This is a genomic window from Enterobacter cloacae complex sp. P13B, assembly GCF_014895915.1.
Taxonomy (GTDB): domain Bacteria; phylum Pseudomonadota; class Gammaproteobacteria; order Enterobacterales; family Enterobacteriaceae; genus Enterobacter; species Enterobacter bugandensis.
The window spans coordinates 1-22,961 of sequence record NZ_JADBQN010000044.1; the positions used below are offsets into that span (position 1 = coordinate 1).

At 49.7% G+C, this 22,961-nt stretch carries 22 protein-coding genes and 2 riboswitches; of the genes, 16 read left to right on the forward strand and 6 right to left on the reverse strand.

Annotated elements, in window-relative coordinates:
• Positions 1–63 precede the first annotated feature (63 nt).
• A complete protein-coding gene (locus IM273_RS18455) occupies positions 64–564 on the reverse strand; it encodes a YrhA family protein (RefSeq protein ID WP_193055566.1) in 501 nt (166 codons plus the stop codon).
• 15 nt (positions 565–579) lie between these two features.
• Positions 580–1,725, reverse strand: a complete 1,146-nt coding sequence (locus IM273_RS18460; RefSeq protein ID WP_193055567.1) for an HNH endonuclease — start codon at positions 1,723–1,725, stop codon at positions 580–582.
• A gap of 387 nt (positions 1,726–2,112) precedes the next feature.
• Positions 2,113–2,210: riboswitch (TPP riboswitch) on the forward strand.
• Positions 2,211–2,278: 68 nt separating this feature from the next.
• Here IM273_RS18460 and IM273_RS18465 point away from each other — a divergent pair.
• From IM273_RS18465 to IM273_RS18475, 3 genes are all read left to right on the forward strand, one after another.
• Positions 2,279–3,637, forward strand: coding sequence for a tyrosine-type recombinase/integrase (locus tag IM273_RS18465; RefSeq protein WP_193055568.1), 1,359 nt, complete (start codon positions 2,279–2,281; stop codon positions 3,635–3,637).
• A gap of 99 nt (positions 3,638–3,736) precedes the next feature.
• On the forward strand, positions 3,737–5,308 hold the full coding sequence (locus IM273_RS18470) for a DUF262 domain-containing protein (RefSeq protein ID WP_193055569.1): 1,572 nt from the start codon (positions 3,737–3,739) through the stop codon (positions 5,306–5,308).
• Positions 5,309–5,709: 401 nt separating this feature from the next.
• Positions 5,710–6,462, forward strand: coding sequence for a hypothetical protein (locus IM273_RS18475; protein ID WP_193055570.1), 753 nt, complete (start codon positions 5,710–5,712; stop codon positions 6,460–6,462).
• Positions 6,463–7,457: 995 nt separating this feature from the next.
• Here the strand turns inward: IM273_RS18475 and IM273_RS18480 are convergent.
• Positions 7,458–7,850 (reverse strand): hypothetical protein, encoded by a 393-nt coding sequence (locus IM273_RS18480; protein WP_193055571.1) that lies wholly within the window; start codon positions 7,848–7,850, stop codon positions 7,458–7,460.
• Between the two features lie 919 nt (positions 7,851–8,769).
• Here IM273_RS18480 and IM273_RS18485 point away from each other — a divergent pair.
• The 12 genes from IM273_RS18485 (at position 8,770) to IM273_RS18540 (ending at position 18,428) form a co-directional block, all read left to right on the forward strand.
• Positions 8,770–9,216: a hypothetical protein gene (locus IM273_RS18485; RefSeq protein WP_193055572.1), complete on the forward strand. Its 447-nt coding sequence runs from the start codon at positions 8,770–8,772 to the stop codon at positions 9,214–9,216.
• Between the two features lie 152 nt (positions 9,217–9,368).
• Positions 9,369–9,545, forward strand: coding sequence for a hypothetical protein (locus IM273_RS18490; RefSeq protein ID WP_193055573.1), 177 nt, complete (start codon positions 9,369–9,371; stop codon positions 9,543–9,545).
• Complete coding sequence (locus IM273_RS18495) at positions 9,520–10,320, forward strand: hypothetical protein (protein WP_193055574.1); 801 nt, start codon at positions 9,520–9,522, stop codon at positions 10,318–10,320. Before IM273_RS18490 ends, IM273_RS18495 begins: the two co-directional genes overlap by 26 nt.
• A gap of 12 nt (positions 10,321–10,332) precedes the next feature.
• The gene (locus IM273_RS18500) at positions 10,333–10,809 is read left to right on the forward strand and encodes a hypothetical protein (RefSeq protein WP_193055575.1); all 477 of its coding nucleotides are present in this window, start codon (positions 10,333–10,335) and stop codon (positions 10,807–10,809) included.
• A 112-nt stretch (positions 10,810–10,921) separates the two neighbouring features.
• A complete protein-coding gene (locus tag IM273_RS18505; protein ID WP_193055576.1) occupies positions 10,922–11,254 on the forward strand; it encodes a hypothetical protein in 333 nt (110 codons plus the stop codon).
• Positions 11,254–13,449, forward strand: a complete 2,196-nt coding sequence (locus IM273_RS18510; RefSeq protein ID WP_193055577.1) for a tape measure protein — start codon at positions 11,254–11,256, stop codon at positions 13,447–13,449. The genes IM273_RS18505 and IM273_RS18510 overlap by 1 nt, the downstream gene beginning before the upstream one ends.
• 617 nt (positions 13,450–14,066) lie before the next feature.
• The gene (locus tag IM273_RS18515) at positions 14,067–14,417 is read left to right on the forward strand and encodes a hypothetical protein (RefSeq protein ID WP_193055578.1); all 351 of its coding nucleotides are present in this window, start codon (positions 14,067–14,069) and stop codon (positions 14,415–14,417) included.
• 23 nt (positions 14,418–14,440) lie between these two features.
• Complete coding sequence (locus IM273_RS18520) at positions 14,441–15,481, forward strand: major capsid protein (RefSeq protein ID WP_193055579.1); 1,041 nt, start codon at positions 14,441–14,443, stop codon at positions 15,479–15,481.
• A gap of 71 nt (positions 15,482–15,552) precedes the next feature.
• Positions 15,553–15,759 (forward strand): hypothetical protein, encoded by a 207-nt coding sequence (locus IM273_RS18525; RefSeq protein ID WP_193055580.1) that lies wholly within the window; start codon positions 15,553–15,555, stop codon positions 15,757–15,759.
• Between the two features lie 180 nt (positions 15,760–15,939).
• Positions 15,940–16,036: riboswitch (TPP riboswitch) on the forward strand.
• 35 nt (positions 16,037–16,071) lie between these two features.
• Entirely contained in the window at positions 16,072–16,842 is a 771-nt protein-coding gene (gene thiM / locus IM273_RS18530; RefSeq protein WP_193055581.1) for a hydroxyethylthiazole kinase, read from the forward strand.
• Positions 16,839–17,639 (forward strand): bifunctional hydroxymethylpyrimidine kinase/phosphomethylpyrimidine kinase, encoded by an 801-nt coding sequence (thiD, locus tag IM273_RS18535; protein WP_193055582.1) that lies wholly within the window; start codon positions 16,839–16,841, stop codon positions 17,637–17,639. The genes thiM and thiD overlap by 4 nt, the downstream gene beginning before the upstream one ends.
• A 42-nt stretch (positions 17,640–17,681) precedes the next feature.
• Complete coding sequence (locus IM273_RS18540; RefSeq protein WP_028013821.1) at positions 17,682–18,428, forward strand: GntR family transcriptional regulator; 747 nt, start codon at positions 17,682–17,684, stop codon at positions 18,426–18,428.
• Here the strand turns inward: IM273_RS18540 and IM273_RS18545 are convergent.
• From IM273_RS18545 to IM273_RS18555, 3 genes are read right to left on the reverse strand one after another with little or no spacing between them, the layout of a single operon-like run.
• Positions 18,402–19,355: a PfkB family carbohydrate kinase gene (locus IM273_RS18545; protein WP_193055583.1), complete on the reverse strand. Its 954-nt coding sequence runs from the start codon at positions 19,353–19,355 to the stop codon at positions 18,402–18,404. The genes IM273_RS18540 and IM273_RS18545 overlap by 27 nt on opposite strands.
• The gene (locus IM273_RS18550) at positions 19,352–20,356 is read right to left on the reverse strand and encodes an ADP-ribosylglycohydrolase family protein (RefSeq protein WP_041909084.1); all 1,005 of its coding nucleotides are present in this window, start codon (positions 20,354–20,356) and stop codon (positions 19,352–19,354) included. The genes IM273_RS18545 and IM273_RS18550 overlap by 4 nt, the downstream gene beginning before the upstream one ends.
• Positions 20,353–21,630 (reverse strand): nucleoside permease, encoded by a 1,278-nt coding sequence (locus IM273_RS18555; RefSeq protein WP_028013818.1) that lies wholly within the window; start codon positions 21,628–21,630, stop codon positions 20,353–20,355. Before IM273_RS18555 ends, IM273_RS18550 begins: the two co-directional genes overlap by 4 nt.
• A 250-nt stretch (positions 21,631–21,880) precedes the next feature.
• Between IM273_RS18555 and fbaB the strand changes: the two genes are divergently transcribed.
• A complete protein-coding gene (fbaB, locus tag IM273_RS18560; RefSeq protein WP_008500869.1) occupies positions 21,881–22,933 on the forward strand; it encodes a class I fructose-bisphosphate aldolase in 1,053 nt (350 codons plus the stop codon).
• Positions 22,934–22,961 lie beyond the last annotated feature (28 nt).

Consider the following 22,961-nt stretch of genomic DNA (forward strand, 5'->3'; position numbering starts at 1 on the left):
TAAGAGGATTGTTATACAAAAGGGAGTGTTTAGAGAGGGGGCATGATCACCCCCATTTACAGGCTATGCTACAGTATCAAGGATCTCTCTTAAGAAATCAGCGAAACTATCAAATGAACCAAAAACATTTCCTGTACCAACTTTATCTCTAATTTCAAAGAGATTAGATTTAGTATCATAAGTAAATAAAGAAATACTATCTTCCCCGATCACTAATCTTTGAGCAAGATCAGGGTTAATATAATCATCATTATCTCTGTAGAAATCATTAATAACAAATAAATTTCTAACTAATGGTTCAGGTATGGAAAGACTGAATAGGATTAATCCGTTATATTCAAATCCATCCATTGTTTCTAAAAATGTAACATAATCAGGCTGATTTACAAATAATAGACAAACTTCATCACCCAATTTTTCAAGCATTGGGTTTAAACTAGAAGTTGATTTCCTCTTAGTTATGCTTTCAATGTATTGTTCTGTAATAGGATTTTCTAATGGATATTTCCAATCGGTCATTTTGATTTTTAAATCATTCAGGATTTCACTAATATTTGTACTCATTTTAATTCCTGATAATTAATTTATCGGATAAATTGAACCAGTAGGCATAGCCCACGGAGTTATCTTACTTTCACCTGCTATCATATCTCTTATTACGGATGATTGCATATTGGTAAACACTTTATGGAATGGTTCATTTTCAATCAATGACAGGTTTTCAAAAGCGTTAGTACCGCCATCATCTAATGGTAATTTGTGGTGAACGCTCCAACCACCAGGGACACCACCTTCTGACATACGCAATAAATCTGATGGATTAAATTTGTTTGCAGCTTCCGGTGTACCAGCAATGTCTTTAAGGAAATTTTTTCTGATAGAACTATTAAACTCTCTTCTTAATACTGCTGTTTCGGCTGGATCACGTCTGACATAGTTAATTTGCTTAATTTCTAATCCATCAAGCAACTTAGTTTCTCCTCTCAACTTTCCTAAGTAACTATTCATTTCTTCATACAATTGAGAATTAGGTCTTTTAGCCATTAAAATAGAGGCTGCTACTATTAATGTACCTGCTGTTTGTTCATTTAATACCTGGTCATAACCCTGTATAGCTTCACCGCCTAATTGTTCTGCAGTTTTTCTGAACCCTTCAATGTTTCCATTATAAACCCCGCCAGCGGCCAATAAACGTCCTGCTGCTTTGCTATTGATGGTTTTAGCTGATTGCGCATGTTGTATAGGGGCATCTGAATAATGAATTTTTTGTGTAGGCGCTGGTTTCCTTCCCTGATGATCATTTAAACACTTTTCATATGCTTCTTTTACTTCCATTTCAAACCATGAATGCCAATGTTCCATAAAGCAATCATAAACAAGATCACCCTTTTCATCAAAATAAAAGGGATGTTTGAAGTAATCCCATTTTTCAGTGGTGTCTATTCCGATAAGCCAGCCAGTATCTATATTATGCTGTGTATGATCATATGCACCATCGTACAGACCATTACGTTTACGGTCATATTTGGCTGAATGAGGATTTACAAACCCACTCTTTCTGTTTGGCATTTGATGGAGGCTAAAATAAGAATAGTTGTCAGAATCAAGATCGTAGTAGATTCTTGCTCTTTCAAAAGTGACTTCCGGTCTCAGTATGTATTGAAAATCTTCGGGTTTAAGTTCCCTTGCTGCATCCCATATCATGAACAATCTGAAATCGTGCATGTAGATCCCTCACAATGCAAAAGGTTTATATTATCAGAAGAAATTATATTATCAATTATTCCCATGATAGATAAATACCTTGGATGTATTCATAGTATTGATATAAATTGCAAGCTATGAGTAACAATAAGGGAATCTATTATCTACTTTTAAACATCTTTTGAAGTGTGGTTAGTTATTTTGTCTATTGGCTTATCTTTGGCTTGGATTCTATTTCGATGGTGCCAAAAGTAGTATTTATGTAATATAAGCTCAATAAAAATCTCTATTTATCTTCTGGCGGCAGAGTTGAATTTAATTGTAAATCGAAAATCCTTGCGCCTGATCCCCACCCCCGGTTACACTAAGCATCTACAATTTGTTTCTGTGTAACTGATTGTTTTATATAGATTTGACTCGGGGTGCCCTTCTTCGTTGAAGGCTGAGAAATACCCGTATTACCTGATCTGGATAATGCCAGCGTAGTCCTGGCGATTATCCAAGATATAAATCAAAGGCTTGCACGGTTTTTTCTCTTCATTTTGTTATGTTGTCACTCACAGAGACAAACAAAATGGCACACACACCGATCAATCACACCATCATCCGTAACGGGATCTACTACGTCAGCTTTCGCCTGTCGGGTCATAAATATTTCCGTCGGTCGTTAGAGACAGATAGCCACAGCCACGCGCAACTCTTGATGTCATTTGCATCTCCAGCCATTCCATTAGTCAAACGTGGAACCATCCAACCGGATCACTTCAGTAAGCGTCTTTCCGAGTATGGCAATAGCCTGAAGCAGCAGAATGAACAATGGCTGGCGCACCAATTTCTGAATAATGAGCGGCGCAATATTCAGCCGATGGTTGCTCAGGAATACCGAAAGACTGTTACCCCGGCAGCAGTTACTAAGCCACAAAAGCAAGATGAGCCAAAAGAAGTGCTAACGCTGGCTGGCGCGTGGAACATGTACAAAATGGAGAAGGCTCAGAACTGGACGAAGGCAATTTCACAGGCCAATGAGCGCTTTATGGAAGTTCTGTTCATTGTCCTTGGCGCATCAACCGATGTAATGACGATCACCAAGCAGGACATCAAGCAGGTGATGGAAGTTGTTGAAAACTTGCCTAAGCGTGTTGTGCAGCCTTATCGGTCGATGACTGTTCAGCAACTAATCGAGTGTGATGATGTCCCGCCTGAAGATTTGGTAGGCGCTGAGTCTATCCACAAGCATTTGAAGATTTATAAATCGCTGTTCAAAACCTTCCTGACTGACAATAAAGATATTCTGGAGAAGTCTCCGACTGATGGAGTAGTGGCTGCACCTTCAAAAGCGAGGTTTGGAGCATACAGTGCGGCAGAAATGAGAAAGTTTGTGGGGTGGGCGCTCAAGCAGCCTGACGGCTGGCAGAAGTGGATTACTCTGTTGTTGGCGTATACGGGAGCCAGAAGAGGGGAGATCGCCAAGCTGGAGAAATCACAGATCAAATTTGATGAAGATAGCCAGCGGCACTATCTCCTGATCGCTGAAGGAGGACAGGGTAAAACCGAGAACGCTACAAGGCAGGTGGCGATCCATCCCAAACTGATCGAGTGGGGGTTCCTCGATTTTGTAAACCGCCAATGGAAAGAGAAAATCTTCTCGCCTGTGTCAGGTAAGAACATGCCAAAAATCGGCAAGGTCTTGGCTGATGTCCGTGATCAGCTTGGTATTCCGTACCTTGATGATTATGGGCAGCGGCGATTAGTGCATAGTTTCCGGCATACCATGATTTCAACCTGTTTAGCTGGTTGGGTTGGCAACTTGGCGCATCTGCAACAGGTGGTTGGGCATGAGAAGAGCGGTTCAGGAATTACCAGACGCTATTTGCATAATTTCCCTTTATGTTCAGTGTGTTACGTGATTGATGGTTTGGCTTGGTTAAATTAACGTGATGCACGTGAGGGGGGAAATAAATAGAGAAAATCATGTTGTTACCTCATTGGCTGGAGATATAATGACCAGATTGTCATTTTGAGGAACATAAGCATGGCTGCTCGTTCTAACCTTGTAAATTTAGATGCACTGATTAAGCGTGCTGATTTAGGTTTAAAGATCCAAGATAATTCTTCATTTGAGACTCTAAACAGTATTCCTGCAAGAGAATTGAAATCAGGAAATGGAATTGCAGCGCTTCTGAGAAAACCAGATTTCCAGCGTGAAACAAATCATTGGGGGCCTGAGCAGGTTGTATCTCTGCTCGAATGCTACATCAATGGTGATTTGATACCTTCCGTTATTCTTTGGCGATCATCTACCAATCTTTTTGTGATCGATGGCGGTCACCGTTTAAGTGCATTACGTGCCTGGGTAGAAGATGATTATGGAGACGGTCATATATCCCATCAACTTTTTGGGCATGATATTCCTCGTGAACAACGCCGCGCTGCTGATAGAACGAGAAAGCTTGTAAAGGACAGGGTCGGCAGTTGGGAATATTATCAGAAGCTGCTTGCCGATGATGCTTCATTGACCGAGGAGCAACAGCGAAGAATCAGTGTACTGACGTCCCGTGGAATCTCCGTCCAATGGGTAGTTGGTGATGTAGATAAGGCTGAAACCTCATTTTTTAACATCAATATGAAGGGAACTCCTCTTGATGCTATCGAAGAGATGCTTTTAAAGAATCGCAAGAAAAGTATTCCGATAGCAACCCGAGCAATTATTCGTGCTGGTAAAGGTCATCGCTACTGGTCGGAGTTTGATCAGGGCATTGCCCAGCAACTTGAAGATAAATCTGCAAAGCTGCATCGTTTGCTCTTCGAACCTGAGGTTGATCGGCCTATCAAAACTCTTGATCTTCCATTAGGCGGTTCCAGGGGGGTCAGGACAGCGATCCAAGTTTTGAAGGATTTCTTACTGATCACTGATTGCAACCAGAATGGTGTTTTGAAAAAAATTGAAGATTACCCTGATGATGCATCGGGTACCGATACATTAAGAATCCTTTCCAAAGCCACAACATTGAGCAACAGAATTACAGGTAATGGCGATGGTAGCCTGGGACTTCATCCAGCGATTTATTTTTATGGTCCGACTGGAATCCACTCAACGCCAATGTTTTTAGGAACCGTGCTACTGGTAGCAAAACAACTCTCCAACAATAACGGTCAATTCTTTAAAGACTTCATAACAATCAGGTCTAGGCTTGAGAGAATAATGATTGAATTTAAGGACTTGATCGCAATGATAGTACAAAAACCAGGCAGCAATGTCCGGGTGACTCGCTACTGTGATTTTTTAAATGCGGTTATCAAATCACTCAAGCAGGGAGAGAATATTGATGAGAGTAAGCTCATCGAACTGGCCGAATTGGAGGGGAGAATACTCTCTGGCGATTTTAAGAGAACATCTGCAAAAATCAGCGATGAACAAAAAAGTAAGGTGTTCATTGATGTGGCTCTGCGCAACGCTTTGAAATGTCCGATTTGCCAGGGTTACCTTGATACTGAAAAATCAGTTTCTTATGATCATATCGTACGTGTCCGTGAAGGTGGTGATGGTAATTCTGACAATGTACAGTTGACACATCCTTACTGTAACCAGTCAGTGAAGTGTTAAAGCTACGTTTCACTTTTCATTGTCATTTGTATCGAACGTTTTTGAGAAAGGGCAGGATTGCGAGTGAGTCACCAGCGTAAACAGATAAACGCTGTTTTCGTAAGTGCAAAACCGCTTTCCGCCCTTTAGCTCCTGCTCGTCGGGGTTACTCATAGTGATTTTGCTTGCCGCAGCATTAAAAGCCAGCAACATACCGCAAATCAATAGAATACCTCTCATATCTCCCCCCCTTGAATGATTTTCCCTCTTCAATGCTAAATTGCAGGCATCGTTCAGCGATTATAGTAACAACATTGATCAATTTTACCGATCGATTTTGTAATTTCGATCGATTAAAGTAATTATAGACATTGAGACACCAGCCGATGGTGTACTTAATCTATTCAGCTATGGAGGCTTTTTTGAAAAAAATTCTTGCATTACCTCTTATGTTATTTTCCTTCTCGTCCTTATCTGAAGGCGTTCCGTCTACAGATGTACAGCCATACCCTGAGTACTTGGCTGCTTACGTCAAAACGCTTGTAACTGCCGGGTGCGAACATGCGTTGAAAGGCGGTTCTGGGGATGTACTAATAAAGCGGGCGACACAGGGTATGAAGAAAGATACTCCGAGTTACGATAATGTACACAATGCTATCGTTTTGGGTGCTGGTTTTGGCAACGGACTGAAGGCAAAAGGTAAACTTATCACCAAAGAAAAAATCGCGATTGATAGTTGTAGTGGAGCAGCAACCTATACCATGATGCAAAAAGATTTTATAAAAATGGTTGTTGCTAATATGACCAACCCAGAACAATCGCAAGTTGCCGATGGTAAACCCAAAGTGCCAGCTTCTGATGATGGAATTTACCGTACAACAGCAAAAGCTCTGGCTGAATTGTACAGCGCCAATGAAGTTGCAGCCGATGACAAAATTGGTGGTCGTAACGTAGAAATCACCGGAACTGTTCAGGATATAACTAAAAATTTCACGGATGATGTAGTTCTTAAACTTGAAAGCGGTAATCGCTTCATGCCAGTGAGTTTGAGCATGGAAGGATCACAAAAGACGCAAGCATCGAAATTGAAGAAGGGGCAGAAGATCGTTGTTACGTGCGGAAAGATGCGACTATTCATTGGTGCGCCATCGGGTAGCGACTGTACATTTAATTAGCAAGTTTAACTGTCTGCCGGGTAAAATTCCCGGCAACTCATCCTATTCCCGCCCCGTAGATGTCATGGCTCTTTCTTGAGTCAGTTTACATCGTCCTGCTTAAAATATCCTTGGCTCACTGGGCCATGTGCCTGACGTGACAGACCACCCATCGAAAATTTCTTATCTTCTTGCTGAAATATCGCAGGGCCGACACTCCCAGCAACGTTCTTCACCACGTCACACTATTAGCATCACCACAGGGAAAAATTGCTACAACAAGGCATTTTACTGTTCGTTTTCTGGTCTATTTAACATAATGGTCCTTACACGTACTTGACTAAAATAGTCAGGTATTGCTTTTCGGAGCTTTGACGTAAAGCAGGGTAATCAGCAGCGATTTCACCAACAGAAGGGAGTTATTCGGGAGGTTTTAAGCCTAGTTCTCTTGTTCAAGGATTTTGTTTGAGTTTGGGTGGTCACCATACAATTTCAGGTTTCAGCTCTTTGAAGCTGCCAGTGCATCAAACCCCATAAAAGCACATCTTTCTATTCGCCAGCAGACAGAGGGCTATTACGGCGACGTTACCACAACGGGCTGAAGGTCTGCCATCACCAAGCGAAATTCTCCCGTCCCAGCGATCACGGATGTGTACCATTTCCGCACAATTTTGAACTGCCCCACCAATAGCCAGTATGCTCCACCAGAAGCCCGTAGCGGCGTTATCTCCACACAATCATGGACTGACCCACCAACACACAGCGCCCCGCTGAGAGGCTTCCACAGGCCCAGAAATGGACGCTTTTTCGTTATTTTTGCGAAGAAAATTATTTATTCGGTTTGAGATGAAGAGGGATGTAAACTGGTTTGACACACATCTGGTTGACAGATTTAACGCATCCAGCACTGGCGCGGCTTCGTTGTGTATATCTCGATATAACGATCACCACATCCCACTGACGAGCCAGTGACGCAAGGCTGGATTTACGGATAAATAAAAGCAGTTTAATTGCTTTTAACGGCTTTTATTGCCTTTAAAAATCCAATCAATCAGGGCGCTTACTGTCGAACCAACTACTGCACCACCTGTTTTTTCAGCCCCAGCTTTCAGAATGTTAATCACGGTATCGCCTGCACCAGGTGCCTGCTGTTGAAGTAAGTTCAAACCACGAGGTGTTAACTTGGCAGCGGTGTCCATGTCTGTTGAAGAGATTATCTCCGTATAACCCATATCAGTGAGCGCCTGGAGCGTGTAACACAACAGGTCAATCTGAGTTCTGTCTCCTCTGGGCTTCCAGCCGAAGTCTGAAAATTCGAAAGAAGAATAAAACGGGTAGTCTGCAAACAGTTTCACCAGAATACCGGTTGCCATCTCGTTAAAGCGGTCTTTGCCTTGGATGATTTCCATGTTGTTTCCTTTTGTTCGGTGATGGAACGAGATTACTCAGTAACGGCATGAAGCACCAGCAAATGGTTATATTCCGCCTTGTATACATGTAGTTGAGGTGTCTTCTGTCAGAGGTGAGGGTGTCTTCTACTGGAAGATACGTGTCTTCCGCTGGAGGGGAGGTGTCTTCTGAGAGACGTAGTATAAAAGCAGTATCTGAGAGACGTAGTATAAAAGCAGTATAAAACCAACAATAAAAACATTCATAAAATCTTTAAAACCAAGGTCAAGGACAGGGAATGACTCTGGTCATTCTTGGTTGTGGTGTTAAAGAGAGGGTGATACCTGTATCGCTCTGCTCTGAATGGCTACGCCACTTCAGGATGTGTGTGGTAAGAAGCTCACCTTCGCTGACGTGAAACAGCCACGCCACCTCGTGACCTTCTATCCCTCCATAGCCCATCACAATAACCTCCGGTTGCTGTTCTGTGTGTCGGGTTACCCAATGGCTCCGCCAGCATGTGTGGGGGACAAGCCGCAAGGCGCGTCAGGAAATGTGGATCGGAGCACGGCGAAGAGGACTGCTCTGCATCTGTCCGGTTCACTCCGGGGCGGCGCGAGCTTTCATTGATACCGTTCATTAACGGCCTTTAGTGTTCTCTGTCGCGTTCTGAGCGTCTTTCTCCTGTTGCTGGTGACTTTGTACTGCTTGGCTCGCAGCGTTGAATCTGGAGCCTCTGATGGCGTTTTATGATAAAGGGATTGACAAATGAAATCTTCCCGTGTAGTGTGGCTGGGTGTTGACATATAACACTGCCAATAATGCGCCTTTAAAATGATAAATGAGATTGACAATTATTCTCATTTGGTATAAAATATACATTATCGATTGAGGTGACTCAATGCAATTAACTGATTTTTAATTACAGAAGGAGAACAAATGGGAAAACCCGCCAAATTTGATTATACACAGAATGCACAATCTATCGCATGGGCCGTATTAAACGGCGTTACATCTATTCAAAATCTCCACGCTTTTCGTAATCGGGTGCCCGGCGGCGCAAGACAGGCCGACAGGATTTATCCGGAGACGCGCGAAGCACTTCGATTAATTGGTGAGGAGCGTAAAAAGGCACGTGATTGTAAAGTCTTCAAGGATCTTCTCCGTCCGTTTTCCCAGAAATACGCCGCAGGGGAAACACTGACAGCGATTTTAGCCCCCGTGCTGAAGGGTTATCGCCAGATGTATCTTGAAAAGTTGGGTCTCGACCTTACTCATGAGCAGATAATCATGCTGCTAATCGCTACGGATGGTGTGGAACAACTCGAAAAGTACGGTTATAGCGTAATCGGTGATTTTCCAACCGCTACAACTACCCGCCACTAATACCAATTCGGCGCGTCGCCGAACAGACCAGATAGCCGCAAACACGGCAAACCATACGAATAAATGCAGGCACAAAGCCAGCCAAAACCCTGATCGTTAATTCGCGATAGCAGGGGAGTATTCCCATATCTGACAGACAGGAGAAAAGATGCATGAATATTTCATTCCCGGATGAAACATACCGCGCATTGCTGAAAGAGGCGAACCGTCGCGACATGCCAATGGCGAAATTATGCAGTGAACTGTTGCAAACGGCAGCAAAAATCATTGAAAAGAATAAAACAGATAACCAGCGAGGATATAATGACTACCGAGACCGCAAAAACTAAGCTCTACAAATCACTACCGCAGCCGAACCAAGACAAACCGATTACCATCGACACCTTTTCCTACTGGTCGATTCCGATTGCCCGTATCAAGATTTTCAATGGTGTAGAAAACAGCCTTGAAATTATGGCTGTCTACAGTCACTTACTTGGCTGGAAAAAAACGACTGGTCAGATCCGTCCCTCTCAACAGTATATTGCGGACTGCTGCTGCATGGGCCTTTCAACCGTTCAGAAGAAGGTGAGACTGCTTGTAAAAATGGGGTGGATTACTGCAACCCCAGTTCGTAAACCTGGGAGCAAGGAAATCTCTCATACTGATTACACCGTCAAGGATCCTGAGGTCATTCTGACTGAACTCAATGCTGAATTGTCGCAACAGGGTGAAGCAGTCGTAACCATCGCAAAAAACCAGAAAGTTAAAACCGGGGAGAGCGGTAAAAATGAGCAGAAACAACAGCAAAAACAGGAACAACCCGCTACTGTGGCCCCTGAGACTGCCGCGCCTGCTGCTGGAAAGCCAGACGGTGTACCTGCTGTGGATATTCCTGTCGATGTTGATTTATCCGGTAGTGATGATCCATCACTGAGTGATTCAACTGGGAGAAATGTCGTAGAGCTCCCGCGAAATGGTAGACCCAAACCCAGTTTTAAATTTGTAGCCCCAGATGATGAAGACCACGAGGAAATCCATCAGGGGCAGGAAACCTTTATTGAGCCAGATGTTTGCTACGAACCAACGCCGGAAGAAATTGACGCTGCGGTAGCTCTTATGTGATGGAGGATTGAATTGTGTGAACACGTAAGCGGTGTACTGACCGCAGATGAAGAACAAAAGCTATCTCGCCTTTTCTCCGTCTTGGAGAATCCGACATACAAATCCCGGTCTCAACCTTCCGACTTGGAAACTCAACGCAAAGCTCGTTTGCTATTGAATTGCGGTTTTTCACCGCAGGTTGTTGCAAATACTTTAGAACTTCCGTTTGCAGAAGTCTGGCGGCTCGCACGTCAAAAACAGGCGGTGACATGGGCGATGATGACACCGACAACCCGGACAGAATTTATCCGTGAAATGTGGGTTAGCAAAATGCATCCTGAGCAGATCCGCAAGCGCTGCGATGGGTTGTCATACGTCAGCCTTCGATATTACCTGCATAACGCAGGGATTACCGACGCTGAACTGCTGGGGCACTTCCCTGATGTGTTCGCGAATATCTGCAAGCTGCCGACGGTGAAGAAGAAGCGAAAGCGCCGCAAAACCTCCTAACCAATCCCTGCCGGGGACTATGACCTTACTTGAACATTTATCTTACCTGCCGTTATCGGTAGCCGTTTTTCTATGGCTCCGTGACGGCCTGGACCTCTACAGGAACATAATAATGAAAAACGTAAACGACATCCGCGCAGATATTCTCGCCGCAATGCAGGCCGCTGCCGAACCGGAGAGCGGAGATCTGAATAAAAGCGCCGATCAGGTTCTGGCTGATGCTATCGAGGGATATCTGACCGCTTCGACTGCAACAGCCAACAAATCAGCCCCGAAAGCAAAGACCATCAAGGAAAAAGGGATCGCTCTGTGCCACCAGGCCCAAGGTTATAGCGCTAATCTGCGTCCGGTCAGCCTCATGATGAAGGCAAGCCTTGATGAGCTAACGCCTGAACAACGCGCTGCGCTTGAGCGTTTGGGCTACGTTATCAATCAGGGGGTGTAATGGCTAATGGCAACATTATTGTAACATCCACGATCAACCGTGTTAGCTGGCAGGTCGATCAAAACTCCTTCACCCGCGCCCGCAATAAAATCAAGAGCCTGAAAAAATTCGCGGAATCCGCAGGAAAATCATTCGACCAGGCGACACGAAAGCTACAACAAGCCAACGGCAAGACCCAGCTACAGCAGGCGCGAGCAGAAACGCAGAGATTGAAGCTCAATCAGCGATTAACCGCTGAAGCCCAAAAGCAGGCCGCTATAAATGCGAGGTCACAAACTGACGCCCAGCGTCACGCCCAACGTAGGGCGGCGATTGCAGCACGTAACCCAGCGGTGGGTGGTCTTGTTCCTAAAAATGCCCGTGGCCTTGCAGAGGCAATCCGTTTGCAGCGTGAGCAGGCAGAGCAGGACAAACGCACGCAGCAGATCCGAGCAAAAGGCATCCGCTTCAACACTGCTACCAATGGTTTTAACCTGACTCCACGCCAGCGAGCGCAAGCGATTCAGGACTTCGCACAGCTTACTAAAGAGTATCATCGGGGCGGCATTGCCCTTTCCGAGTACAACGCAAGGGTGAGCAAACTCCAGCAGCGTTTGAGGCAGCAGGGCGGGTTAGTCAAAAAGCCGGTAACCATCCCAGTTAAAGCTAAAGTGACGGGCCTTGATACATCCCTTCTTGATCATGCTGGCACAGCGATCACCATTGGAGCCACTATTGGGATCGGCAAAACCATCATGCAGACCGGGCAAGACTTCGAATCAATGGCCTCTGGTCTCCAGGCGGTGACAGGAGACAGTCAGAAAGCCACTCAGGAAATGGCGTATCTCCAGAAACAGGCGCTTTCCCTTGGTCTTGACCTGCAACAGACCAGCAAAGACTACGTTAAATTTTATGCGTCAGCCGCTGGCAAGGCCACAGACAGCCAAATCAAAAACCTGTTTGAAGGTGTCAGCCAGTACGGAACTGTATTAGGGGCCACTGGTGAGGAGCAGAGCCGCGCCTTGCTCGCGCTTAATCAGATGTATTCAAAAGGGAATATTCAGGCCGAAGAGTTGAAGGGGCAGCTCGGGGACGCTTTACCAAATGCAGTCGGGATCTTCGTCAAGGCATTGAATAAGCTAAAAGGCCGGACAGACCTTACCGAAAAAGACCTCATGGCAATGATGAAAAACGGTGAACTGCTGGCGAAGGATATTCTTCCCCTTGTTGGTGATGAGTTCAAAGCGGCAGCACAGAAAGGTGGAGCTTTCGATAAATCCCTGAAATCTAACCGTGTTGCAATGATGCGTTTGCGTACAACAATGCAGCTTGCACAGAAAAATTTCTTTGACTCAGGTTTTGGCAGTCAGCTTACCGATACGTTTAACGGTCTGACAGATGCAATTGACAGCAACCAGGATGCATTTAAGACACTGGGAGCCATTGCAGGCAACGTGATTAAAGGTTTCACTGATGCTGGTTACACGGTCTATAACAGCTTCATTCTCATTGAAGCGCTGATCAAGAAGTATGTTCCTCAATTGTCCAAGACCTTTGAGGGATTCGGCAATACAGCAGCGTATGCGGCAGGAATTGCGATCTTCACTGGTGCGATCTTCAAGTTGGCTGGCGCTCTTCGTTGGCTTGTCAGCTTCGCGAATCCGTTAAAAAACCTGCTTGGTACGCTTGCCGGGATCGGCTCTCTTGGTGGTATTGCCACACCGGGAACAGAAAACACCAAATCAGGGAAAGACGGCAAACCAGCTAAAGGTGGTAAAGGTGAGGGCTTCTCAATCGGTCTTCCTGCGATCATGGCTGGTGTAAGCCTCAATAATCGTCTCGACGAGATTCAGGCTGATCCTGATGCCTTTATGAAGAGGGTGCAGGCGAATAATGACAGACCTACCATGTGGACTGACATCAAAAACTTCTTTGCAGACCATGCGCAGGGCTTCACCAATGCGTTTGTGGGGATGAACACCTTACCTGGAATGCAGCCAGCTACCGCAGGCATGGCACAGCTACCGGGCATTGATAATCTTGCGTATGGCATGAACCTTGGCAAGCCGTTAAGCCTAGAAGGTAAGGCCGATCTGACTGTCACCAACGAGGTTAAACTCAGTATTGATGATAGCAAGTTCAGCGATGCTATTAAGGCCGAAGTCGAAGAGCAGGATAGAAGAAATACTAATCTCTTTCTTGGGATTTCTGGCTAATTAATATACTGGCGGCGAACCTGTCGCCTGTATAGTAAATTTATCGATAAGTCAATATCTTTCCGTCAAATACGCCAAGTATTTGTTGCAATTGATATAATCACGTGATAAAATAATATGCATAGGGAAATACTACAGCCAATTGTCTTCCCTTTCTCCTTACGATATTAAAGTGCCTGTGCGAACACCGTGCGGGCCTTTTCTAAATACAGCCAATATCCGCACTCTCACGGGAAGGTTTTCGCCAGCCGCTGGTTGTATTCAGAAAAGAAAGATTCGCCTTTGGGCGTACAAAGTCTGGGCCTAAGGTCTGGATTGCCATTAAATCCGGCGCTCTCCTCGTCGGTCATCTCGCCATGATGCAAACTGGCTCAGGTGTTCAGCGTTTGAGGCTCCTTACCTCTTGGATGGCGCTGATCACCTCCTCATTCCAAATCTCTCCATCAGAAAACTACTGACCTACACCAGGCGGGATATTCTCGCCTTGGTCTTTTTCTGTTTGGAAACGAAGTGAACGAAGTCGCTGAGAGCGGTTTTCTTTTCGCCCCTCAATGGCAAATTTGCCAGAGAAATAATAACGCCATCATTGGCGATAACCTGAATGGAGATTCAAGACTATGAAACTGGATGATTATCCAAAAACGTATAACAACGTGGTGAAGAATTCGGCAACAGCCAATTTTGACCGCAGAACGATTGTATTCGCGACACTCGAACAAGCTGTGGAACCAGGTTCCGTAGTGACCTCTGCCGGAACGCTTTACACCTCCGGGACTGATGCGCTTCTGTGCCTATCCTACGCTGACGCAGGTTCTGATGTTCCTGTCATCGTGGCTGACCGCATGATTTACGTGTACCCGGAAGCAATTCGCGCCGTAATGGGTTCGGCGACAAACGCAGCGTTAGCAGCATTGACCGCCAACGGAAACATTCGCCTGACCTCTGACGATGTTGTCATCGCAGAATAACAAACAAGAAAAGGACTTCAAAAATGGCTATTAAATCATTCGATTATGTTAATTACAGCAAGGTCTTCCGTACTCAGGTTCCACAGAGCAATTTACTGCTGACTCACCTTAATGTATTTGCAGACCGCCAGATCGCAGATTCCCACAAAGTTAGTATGGATCGTATCCAAGAGGCATCTATTGGTGTGGATGCGCCGTTGATGCGTTTCAGTTCGGAGTGGGGGACTATCGAGAAGCCGACCGCTGGATCGTATTTATACGAATTGCCTTGGTCTGGTGTGACTGACCGTGTGACTTCGGCAGATCTCAAAGGTTACCGTAAACCGGGCAGCACTATGGAGCAGTCTCTTGATGAGATTGAGGCCAACAAGTTTCTTCAGATGCGTGCCAAATTTGAACGCTCTCGTGAATATGCTTACTGGCAGGCGCTGATCTTCAATAAAGTTAATGCTTGGGGAACTCAACAAAATGAGATTGATTGGTCTGTAGAGTTTTCCTTGAACCAGCGAACCGCTGATTTGCACCAGGACGTAAATGATGACCCGATGCGCGATATTGACGATCAGGTCAGTGCCACAAAAGCACTGATGGGTGGTCTGACTCAATACCTGCGTGGCTGGGTTCTGCTGTGTGGCTCTGATGCCTATCGTGCTGTGCGCTATCATCCCCAGATTCGTGAGTTACTCGTCTATTCAAACGGGCTGGTTGGTTCCGATGTGCTGTTCCCGTCTGACGTTCTGCCCGGCTTCAGTTCCTTTATGCTGGGTTCTGTGCGTCTGATCGAGTGCTCAGATTCTGCCTTCACTGGGGTGAAAAGTGACCAAGCATTTTTAGTTCCTGTATTCGGCAATGCTCCGGTTGAGCAGAGTTTGCCAATGGGCCGCTTCGTTGGTCCATGTGCTCGCCATCTGGAAATCTCCGCTGCTGGTGATGTCGAAGACTGGTACGCATACAGGGCTTTCGACGAGTTACGAAATCGTAATTTATATAGTGAATACAGCCTGTTAGCCTACAATTTTAGGCCTGACTTGGTTACCCGAATGACCTTGGTTCCGGTCGAGTAAAACACACAGCGGCAATTATGGGAGCGCATTGCTCCCGCTGCCAGGCGAGGCAAAGGAAAGGAGATTTACATATGCACATGAAACTGTTCAATTCGAAAGGCCTGCCACTTCTGGCAATGAGTCTGGATAACCAATCCGATAACTGGTTGAATCTTTCAGCCATTGCGAGATATTTCGACGTCCCACGCAGCACTTTTTTGCAGCGGGTGAATGATTACGGTTGGGAATCGGCTCTCTCTCACTACGAACAGCAGAGAAAGATCAAACTGAAACATTGAGGCTGGGGTAACCCGGCCTTTTTTGTTTCTGAAGAAAATTGCCTGTCACACAAACTGTCACTCATCCTGTCACACATGGCCCAAAAGGGCCGTTTTTGCCGTTTACAAGACTTTCCGCTGGCATTACTATCCTGATCAGGGATTAATGAGGAGCATTAATCGCAAGCTTTTGATTTTAATTTAAATGACTCGGGGTGCCCTTCTTTGTGAAGGCTGAGAAATACCCGTATTACCTGATCTGGATAATGCCAGCGTAGGGAAGTCAGATGCCTTCCCGGTCATCGCTTCTTCACGCAAGGCAGGAGCGAACCCATGCAGCCTGACCTGCTCGATTTACACGTTTTACACCACTTCCGTACCCGTTCTCCGCTGACCCACTGCATGACCAACGATGTCGTACAGACCTTTACGGCCAACGTTTTGCTGGCCCTTGGCGCATCCCCGGCGATGGTGATTGAGGCCGAAGAGGCCGAACAGTTCGCCGCCATCGCCGATGCGCTGTTAATCAACGTCGGCACGCTGACCGCACCGCGCGCCCAGTCGATGCGTCGGGCAATTGAAAGCGCGGTGGCGGCAGGCAAACCCTGGACGCTGGACCCGGTTGCGGTGGGTGCCCTGACGTTCCGCACCCGTTTTTGCCATCAAATTTTAGCCCTGAACCCGACCACCATTCGCGGCAACGCCTCCGAAATCCTGGCTCTGGCCGGAATGAGCGCGGGCGGGCGCGGCGTTGATACCACCGACACCGCCGCCAGCGCGTTGCCTGCCGCTCAGGCGTTGGCCCGCCAGACCCATGCCATTGTGGTGGTCACCGGCGAGGTGGACTACATCACTGACGGAGAGCGGACCCGAACGGTATCGGGCGGAGACCCGTTAATGACGCGCGTAGTGGGCACCGGGTGCGCGCTTTCTGCCGTTGTGGCGGCGAGCAGCTCGCTGCCGGGGGACCGGCTGGATAACATTGCTGCCGCCTGCGGATGGATGAAGCGGGCCGGAACGGTCGCCGCTGCGCAGTCGCATGGCCCGGGCAGTTTTGCCAGCGCCTTCCTGGATGCGCTCTATACGCTGGAGGAACAGGCATGAAGCGGATTAACGCCCTGACCATTGCCGGCACCGACCCCAGCGGCGGCGCGGGCATCCAGGCCGATCTGAAAACCTTCTCGGCCCTTGGCGCGTACGGCTGCTCGGTGATTACCGCGCTGGTGGCGCAAAACACGCGCGGCGTGCAGTCCGTCTACCGTATCGAGCCGGATTTTGTTGCCGCGCAGCTGGATTCGGTGTTCAGCGACGTGCGGATTGATACCACCAAGATCGGCATGCTGGCCGAAACGGACATTGTGGAGGCGGTGGCCGAGCGGCTTAAACGCTATCAGGTGCAAAACGTGGTGCTGGATACCGTCATGCTGGCAAAAAGCGGCGATCCGCTGCTCTCCGCCTCCGCCGTTGAGACGCTGCGCAATAAGCTGCTGCCGCAGGTGGCGCTCATCACGCCCAATCTGCCGGAAGCCGCCGCGCTGTTAGGCACGCCGCACGCGCAAACTGAACGCGAAATGAAAGAGCAGGGGTATGCGCTGCTGGCGATGGGCTGCGGGGCGGTGCTGATGAAAGGCGGTCATCTGGATGACGCTGAAAGCCCGGACTGGCTCTTTACCCGCGACGGCGAGCAACGTTTTACGGCTCCGCGCGTACAGACCAAAAACACCCACGGTACGGGGTGCACCTTCTCCGCCGCGCTGGCGGCGCTGCGCCCGCGGCATGACGGCTGGGCTGATACGGTGCGAGAAGCGAAAATCTGGCTCTCGGCGGCGCTGGCAAAAGCCGATACTCTGGAAGTCGGTCACGGTATTGGGCCGGTTCATCATTTTCATGCGTGGTGGTAACCCAGTATACTGGCAGGAAACACCACGCCTGAGAAAACAGAGATGGAACAAGCGCATACCCGGTTAATCGCTCAACTGACTGAACGGATCGCCGCGCCTGACAACACGCCGCTGTACCTGAAATTTGCCGAAACGGTAAAAAACGCGGTGCGCAGCGGCGTGCTGGAGCACGGGAACATTTTGCCCGGCGAGCGCGATCTGAGCCAGTTAACCGGCGTGTCGCGGATCACCGTGCGCAAAGCGATGCAGGCGCTGGAAGCCGAGGGCGTTGTCACGCGTGCCCGGGGTTACGGCACGCAAATTAACAACATCTTCGAATACTCGCTCAAGGAAGCGCGCGGCTTCTCTCAGCAGGTGGTGCTGCGCGGTAAAACGCCTAATACGCTGTGGGTCAATAAACGCGTGGTGAAATGCCCGGAAGAGGTGGCGGGTCACCTGTCGCTGGAGCCGAACAGCGACGTCTTTTTGCTGAAGCGTATTCGCTATGTGGATGACGATGCGGTGTCGATTGAAGAGTCCTGGGTGCCGGTTGGGCTCATTCCCGAACCGGATGCGATAGGAATTTCGCTGTACGACTACTTCCGCAGTCAGAATATCTTCCCGCAGCGTACCCGTTCACGGGTCAGCGCCCGCATGCCGGACAGCGAGTTTCAGGCGCACATTAAGATGGACGAAAAAATACCGGTGCTGGTGATCAAGCAGGTTGCGCTTGACCAGCAGCACCGGCCGATTGAGTACAGCATCAGCTACTGTCGCAGCGACCTATACGTCTTTGTGTGCGAGGAGTAATTCCTCACGAGTGGGCGCGCAGTCGCCGCCGCGATGGCTCACCACCCAGGACGCCACGGCATTCCCCAGCAGAACGGCGTCTGCCAGCGACCATCCCGCCGCCAGCCCGGCAAGCGTGCCGCCCGCGTGGCTGTCGCCAGCGCCAATGGTGTCCACTACCGTGGCGGGAAACGCCGGAACAACGCCCGATGCGTCGCCATCATACCAGGCAGCCCCGTCTTTATCATGCCGCACAATCAGCGCGGCGCCGAAGCGCCGCTGCCACTCCTCGCCCAGGTTTTCAGCCTCAACGCCCAGCCTTTCAGCAGCGAGCTCCGCTTCCTGACGATTAAGCGACACGATCGGCCTGCAGGCCATAATCCGCGCCATCAGCGCGTCGGGGATATCCGCGATGCGTGGGCCGAAATCGATAAGTGCCGTCACGTCCTCCAGCCCTTCAAGCCAGCCCGTCAGCAGCTCGCCGCACGGCGAGGCCAGCTGGTAGCCGGAGAGATAAACCAGGCTATTTTGCGGGACGTTTAGCTCGTCAAGCCAGCGCTGCTGCCACTGGTTCTCGACGCCGCTAAAGGACATAAAGGTGCGCTCGCCGTCAGGCTCCACCAGCGCCAGACACCAGCCGTTGTCGCCGGTTTCAGCCTCCAAGGCGCTGTGCAGATCCTGCTTCGCCATTGCGTTACGGATAATATCCGCCCACACGCCGTGGCCGACGGGAAGGGCGTTTTGCGCCGCAATGCCGAGCCGTTTCAGGGCGATGGCGATATTCAGCGCGCAGCCGCCGATATTCACCCCCTGCTGTTTAAGCTCGATATCACACCCGCGCCAGGGCAGGGCGTAGGCGTCGGCGATGACGTCAATAACCGCCGCGCCCAGCACCGTCACCGGGCGCGTGGCGTGCAGGGTGTCGAGACGTTGGGCAAAAGAATTCATACGCCCTCCCTTTGCTCCCTGAAGTGCAGCAGTTTTTCACAGTAGTGACCGAAATCGAGCTGATTAACGGCGTCGAGTTCGGCTTTGAGCGCCGGGTCAATGGCCTGCACGCCGTGGAGCGCGCCGCAGATGGCCGTCGCCATCGCGCCAATGGTGTCGGTATCGCCACCCAGATTGGCGCATAAAATGGCGCAGCGGTTCGGGTCGGTTCCCGCCAGCTCAACCATCGCGATGGCTGCCGGAACGGACTCAATGGTGCTGGTACCTGCGCCAGTGAGCTGATAAATCTGCTCGCTGGCGGAGTCGATGCCGTTGGCGTCCCGCACGGTCTTAAGCGCCAGCTCAATGCGTGCCGCGAGCGACGCGCTGAAGGTGGTGGTTTTCGCCTCCTGCGCATAGCGGGCGATCCCCGGCAGGGCATCGACGATGTTCTGCCAGCGTTCCCCATCGATGGCGCGGGAAACCGCCCAGGCAATCACCACCGCGCCGGCAATGGCGAGATCCGATTTATGCGTCGGGCTGGAGGCCTGCGCAACCTGGTCCACAAAGTGCTCCAGCCGCGTCGCCGGGAGCAGGCAGCCCAGCGGGGAGGCGCGCATCGCCGCTCCGTTAGTCACGCCGTTGTTGTCCAGCTCGCTGACCGGCTTCCCGTCACGAATCGCGTTAAGCGCGATTTTGGAGGTCGGGCCGAGCACGTTCTTGTTAAACGCGTCGAAGTCGAGCGCCCAGTTCAGGATGTGCTTGCCGATAACGTCCGCGTTAATCTCCCCGTCGCACTCGATGATCGCATCGGCCAGGCACAGCGCCATCGAGGTGTCATCGGTGAACTCTGCCTGTTTGAAATAGCAGGCCGCGTTATTCTCTGCCGGGCCGGGTAAAAAACGGTCGATCCAGCCGAAGTGCGCCTTGACGCGCTTTCTCGGCCATAGCTCCGACGGCATGCCCATCGCATCCCCTAACGCCTGGCCGTAAAGGGCCCCGAGAATACGGTCTTGTTTCATTTAACTTCCCCTTGTGTCAGCGCGGTATCGCCATCAACCACCTCAATTGCGGTGATCTCTTTATCCGATTCGCGGAAAAACAGCATAAACAGCACGGCAATCACGGCAATCATGACTGCACCAAATGTCCACATTCCGGCCCAGTTGAAGGTCAGCCCATTCACCGGCTCTTTGTAAGCGAACATTTTTTCCATCATCACGCCGCCCAGGCGGTAACCCAGCAGGCTACCAAACCCCTGACAGCACAGCGTAATCAGGCCTTGCGCGGCAGTGCGCATGTGCACCGGCGCTTTTTTATCCACGTAGATGTACGCGGTCACGTAGTAGAAGTCATAGCTCACGCCGTGCAGCAGGATGCCGAGGAACAGCAGGGCGTAGGTGAAGTACTGCTCCGCACCGCCGTAAACGAAGAAGCCGTAGCGGATGGCGGCCGTGATCAGACCCAGCAGCAAGACCTTCTTAATACCAAAGCGTTTGGTAAAAAACGGCAGGGCGAGCATAAAGAAGATTTCAGAGAACTGGCCGAGCGTCATCCAGCCGGTGGCGTTTTTCATCCCCACTTCGGTGAGATAGCCGTTGGCGAAGATGTAGTAGAAGGCCAGCGGCATGGCGAACAGGAACGAGCAGAAGAAGAACACCAGGAAGTTTTTGTCGCGCAGCAGGACCAGCGCATCCAGCCCCAGCATCACTTTGAAATCCAGCTTGCCGGTACTTTTCGGCGGCGTGTTTGGCAGGAACAGGGCAAAGACGCCGAGCAGGGCGGAGCTGGCTGCGGTCATCAGCAGCGGAATATTGGTATCGGAAATATCGCTGTAGCCGAGCATCTGTGGCAGGAACCCGCACGCCAGCCCCGAGGCGATCCAGCCGATAGTGCCCATCACGCGGATACGCGGGAAATCGGCCTCAACGTCGTCCACGTTCGCGAAGGCAATGCTATTGGTCAGCGCGATGGTCGGCATATAGGTCAGGGAATAGACCAGCAGCAGCGGGAAGAAGGTGCTGAACTGGGTTTGCTGCGCGGCGAAGTACATCAGGATCGCGCCGGCGAACATCAACACCGACAGCACTTTCTGCGCGGCGAAGAAACGGTCCGTCAGCGAGCCGACCAGGATAGGAGAGAGGATCGCGGCAATCGCGGTACAGGCGTAAGACCAGCCAATTTCCCCGGCGGTAAACCCGCTTTTGCTCAGCCACAGCCACAATGGCACAAACCACGCGCCCCAGATAAACCATTCAACAAACATCATGAATGACAGTTGGACTTTCGTTTTCATTTTTTAATCCTGCATGTCAGATAAGGTACGCCTTTAACATACCACTCAATAATACCTTTTAAATACCTTTGTGGCGATTGTTTGATCAATGTAACAGTTTTGTTGTACACGAATCGAGCCAGCAGATTGTGCTGAAAAAAAATGCATATGGTGGAAAATCTGTTAAGTCGGTACCAGGCTTAGTCTGCCCATAAAAGATGGGACTGGATAAACACACACCGACACGACGTCGGATTTACGGGAGTATCACATGACTGATATTGCGCAGTTGCTTGGCAAAGACGCCGACAGCCTTTTACAGCATCGTTGTATGACCATTCCAGCCGACCAGTTGTATCTGCCTGGTCACGACTACGTTGACCGCGTGATGGTGGACAACAACCGTCCGCCTGCGGTTCTGCGAAACATGCAGACCCTCTACAACACCGGGCGACTCGGCGGCACCGGGTATCTCTCTATTCTGCCGGTGGACCAGGGCGTTGAGCACTCGGCGGGTGCCTCTTTCGCGGCGAACCCGCTTTACTTCGATCCGAAGAACATTGTTGAGCTGGCGATTGAAGCGGGCTGTAACTGTGTAGCCTCCACCTACGGCGTGCTGGCTTCGGTTTCGCGTCGCTATGCCCACCGCATTCCGTTCCTCGTGAAGCTGAATCACAACGAAACTCTCAGCTACCCCACCGAGTATGATCAGACCCTCTACGCCAGCGTCGAGCAGGCGTTCAACATGGGGGCGGTGGCCGTTGGGGCGACAATTTACTTCGGCTCTGAACAGTCCCGTCGTCAGATTGAAGAGATCTCCGCAGCGTTTGAGCGCGCGCACGAGCTGGGCATGGTGACCGTGCTCTGGGCGTACCTGCGTAACTCGGCGTTCAAAAAAGACGGGGTGGATTACCACGTCTCCGCCGACCTGACCGGCCAGGCGAACCATCTGGCGGCGACCATTGGCGCAGACATCGTGAAGCAGAAAATGGCGGAGAATAACGGTGGCTATAAAGCGGTGAACTTTGGCTACACCGACGATCGCGTTTACAGCAAGCTAACCAGCGATAACCCGATCGACCTGGTGCGCTACCAGCTGGCGAACTGCTATATGGGCCGTGCAGGGCTGATTAACTCCGGCGGCGCGGCGGGCGGCGATACCGACCTGTCAGACGCGGTGCGTACGGCGGTTATCAACAAACGCGCGGGCGGCATGGGGCTGATCCTTGGCCGTAAGGCGTTCAAGAAATCGATGGCCGACGGTGTGAAGCTGATCAATGCGGTTCAGGACGTCTATCTGGACAGTAAAGTCACAATTGCCTGACGTCTCCATCTCCCTCTCCCTGTGGGCT

What these genes read in the sequence shown, in the direction of transcription:
- IM273_RS18540 (WP_028013821.1), top strand. Translation starts at nt 17,682, where the DNA reads ATGGAACAAGCGCATACCCGGTTAATCGCTCAACTGACTGAACGGATC.
- IM273_RS18550 (WP_041909084.1), bottom strand. Translation starts at nt 20,356, where the DNA reads ATGAAACAAGACCGTATTCTCGGGGCCCTTTACGGCCAGGCGTTAGGG.
- IM273_RS18490 (WP_193055573.1), top strand. Translation starts at nt 9,369, where the DNA reads ATGAATATTTCATTCCCGGATGAAACATACCGCGCATTGCTGAAAGAG.
- IM273_RS18520 (WP_193055579.1), top strand. Translation starts at nt 14,441, where the DNA reads ATGGCTATTAAATCATTCGATTATGTTAATTACAGCAAGGTCTTCCGT.
- IM273_RS18465 (WP_193055568.1), top strand. Translation starts at nt 2,279, where the DNA reads ATGGCACACACACCGATCAATCACACCATCATCCGTAACGGGATCTAC.
- IM273_RS18460 (WP_193055567.1), bottom strand. Translation starts at nt 1,725, where the DNA reads ATGCACGATTTCAGATTGTTCATGATATGGGATGCAGCAAGGGAACTT.
- IM273_RS18525 (WP_193055580.1), top strand. Translation starts at nt 15,553, where the DNA reads ATGCACATGAAACTGTTCAATTCGAAAGGCCTGCCACTTCTGGCAATG.
- fbaB (WP_008500869.1), top strand. Translation starts at nt 21,881, where the DNA reads ATGACTGATATTGCGCAGTTGCTTGGCAAAGACGCCGACAGCCTTTTA.
- IM273_RS18495 (WP_193055574.1), top strand. Translation starts at nt 9,520, where the DNA reads ATGACTACCGAGACCGCAAAAACTAAGCTCTACAAATCACTACCGCAG.
- IM273_RS18485 (WP_193055572.1), top strand. Translation starts at nt 8,770, where the DNA reads ATGGGAAAACCCGCCAAATTTGATTATACACAGAATGCACAATCTATC.
- IM273_RS18470 (WP_193055569.1), top strand. Translation starts at nt 3,737, where the DNA reads ATGGCTGCTCGTTCTAACCTTGTAAATTTAGATGCACTGATTAAGCGT.
- thiM (WP_193055581.1), top strand. Translation starts at nt 16,072, where the DNA reads ATGCAGCCTGACCTGCTCGATTTACACGTTTTACACCACTTCCGTACC.
- IM273_RS18545 (WP_193055583.1), bottom strand. Translation starts at nt 19,355, where the DNA reads ATGAATTCTTTTGCCCAACGTCTCGACACCCTGCACGCCACGCGCCCG.
- IM273_RS18505 (WP_193055576.1), top strand. Translation starts at nt 10,922, where the DNA reads ATGAAAAACGTAAACGACATCCGCGCAGATATTCTCGCCGCAATGCAG.
- IM273_RS18480 (WP_193055571.1), bottom strand. Translation starts at nt 7,850, where the DNA reads ATGGAAATCATCCAAGGCAAAGACCGCTTTAACGAGATGGCAACCGGT.
- thiD (WP_193055582.1), top strand. Translation starts at nt 16,839, where the DNA reads ATGAAGCGGATTAACGCCCTGACCATTGCCGGCACCGACCCCAGCGGC.
- IM273_RS18510 (WP_193055577.1), top strand. Translation starts at nt 11,254, where the DNA reads ATGGCTAATGGCAACATTATTGTAACATCCACGATCAACCGTGTTAGC.
- IM273_RS18515 (WP_193055578.1), top strand. Translation starts at nt 14,067, where the DNA reads ATGAAACTGGATGATTATCCAAAAACGTATAACAACGTGGTGAAGAAT.
- IM273_RS18455 (WP_193055566.1), bottom strand. Translation starts at nt 564, where the DNA reads ATGAGTACAAATATTAGTGAAATCCTGAATGATTTAAAAATCAAAATG.
- IM273_RS18555 (WP_028013818.1), bottom strand. Translation starts at nt 21,630, where the DNA reads ATGAAAACGAAAGTCCAACTGTCATTCATGATGTTTGTTGAATGGTTT.